A 1,964-nucleotide genomic window follows, 5' to 3' on the forward strand; every position below is an offset into this window, starting at 1 on the left:
ATGGGTGGACGGGATAAGTGCTGAAAGCATCTAAGCATGAAGCCCCCCTCAAGATGAGATTTCCCATTACGCAAGTAAGTAAGATCCCTCAAAGACGATGAGGTAGATAGGTTCGAGGTGGAAGTGTGGTGACACATGGAGCTGACGAATACTAATCGATCGAGGACTTAACCAAAAGTTTGAAACATTCAATGAACCGTTTATCCAGTTTTGAAAGAACAATCTTTCAATTAAATACTGTCTAGTGATGATGGCAAAGAGGTCACACCCGTTCCCATACCGAACACGGAAGTTAAGCTCTTTAGCGCCGATGGTAGTTGGGGGCTTCCCCCTGTGAGAGTAGGACGTCGCTAGGCACACAAAGCAGTCAGCATATTGCTGGCTGTTTTTTTTATTTTGAGTAATAACGAGAATCTATTATTTTTATAGGTTCTCGTTATTTTTTTAAAATGGAAAATCATAATTCATTATCAAGCATTTTAAATTTTAACAAAGTATCAATAGAAGAAGAATTAGAAAGTGTAGATGCTAGCAATATACTATTTTTGCAATTTTAAAGCCCGTTAAGGGCATTCTAGTGACTGTATGGCAGGTTTTAATTATGAAACAAATAAGTTACTTAAGACGGGCTTGAAAGCTGGAGGTTTGAATATTCTATATGAGAACATTAATGGAATACATGCAGATATTGAAGTATTACTTATTTATTTAGGATTGAGATTTATGCTGGCAGGCGTTCTATTTTTTATTATGTATTTTTAATGATTACGTAAACAATCTAATAAGCCCGTTAGTTCGACAAAATTCATTTTTTAAAGTTCTAATCACTTTGATAATTTTCTATAATATAACGATTACTTGAAAAAGGAGAGGGAATTTTGTGGATTGATGGGGTTTTTTCTGGTGGAGGATTGAAAGGCTTTGCTTTGGTTGGAGCGTATCAAGTATTAGAAGCTGAAAATTTTCATTTTAAACGAGTTGCAGGAACAAGTGCTGGAGCAATTTTAGCTGCTTTTATTGCTGCTGGTTATAGTGGAAAGGAAATTGAATGTATACTTGAAGAGTTAGATGTACCTTCATTATTAGATCCTCGAAAAACATTTCTACCATTCCCGTTTATGAAATGGATAAATGTTTATAACCATTTAGGTTTGTATAAAGGGAAAGCATTAGAAAAATGGTTTTTTCAAAAATTAGCGGATAAGGGGGTTTATACTTTTTCGGATTTACCTAAAGGTTCATTAAAATTAGTAGCATCCGATTTATCGAATGGAAGAATTATTGTTTTACCAGATGATTTACACAAATATCAAATTGATGCCAATAATTTTTCTGTTGCTTGTGCATTACGTATGAGTTGTGGCATTCCATTCTTTTTTGAACCAGTCACATTGAAAACAGGAAGGGGGGAATCAGTCATTGTTGATGGAGGCGTACTAAGTAATTTCCCTTTATGGATATTTGATGACAAAGAAGGGCGTAAAAAGCGACCTGTACTTGGTCTTAAACTAAGTAGAAGTAGTGAAGAACAATGCCCACAAGAGATAAAGAATGGCTTGAATTTATTTGAAGCGTTATTTGCTACTATGAAAGGGGCTCATGATGAAAGATATATTTCAAGAAGACACGAAAGGGATATTGTTTTTATTCCAGTAGATGATTATAGTGCTACCCAATTTGATTTAAATGAAGAGACAAAGGAAACGTTGTTAGAGATAGGTAGAAATCGTACTATTCAATTTTTAAAAACTTGGCCGAGGTTTAGAATATAGTTTTTTTAAAAAAAATAATAAAACCAGTTGACGTTTCAAAAACTAGATGTTATTATATAAAAGTTGCTGTTACAACATGTAACTAAAAAAAATAAAAACAAAAAAATGTTTGACATTATTTTAGAAACATGTTATTATATAAAAGTTAACTCTTTTAAAAACAGTTAGCGCAAATGAACCTTGAAAACTGAA

Annotated in this window: 1 protein-coding gene and 2 rRNA genes; all 3 read left to right on the plus strand. The window is 33.4% G+C overall.

Going from position 1 to position 1,964, the window contains the following annotated elements:
• A 23S ribosomal RNA gene (locus FC748_RS21895) occupies positions 1–175 on the plus strand; the annotation flags it as partial.
• A 65-nt stretch (positions 176–240) separates the two neighbouring features.
• A 5S ribosomal RNA gene (gene rrf, locus FC748_RS21900) occupies positions 241–356 on the plus strand.
• Between the two features lie 522 nt (positions 357–878).
• Positions 879–1,772 (plus strand): patatin-like phospholipase family protein, encoded by an 894-nt coding sequence (locus FC748_RS21905; RefSeq protein ID WP_024364927.1) that lies wholly within the window; start codon positions 879–881, stop codon positions 1,770–1,772.
• The last annotated feature ends 192 nt before the right edge of the window (positions 1,773–1,964 follow it).

Source organism: Lysinibacillus sphaericus (genome assembly GCF_005217585.1).
Taxonomy (GTDB): Bacteria; Bacillota; Bacilli; order Bacillales_A; family Planococcaceae; genus Lysinibacillus; species Lysinibacillus sphaericus.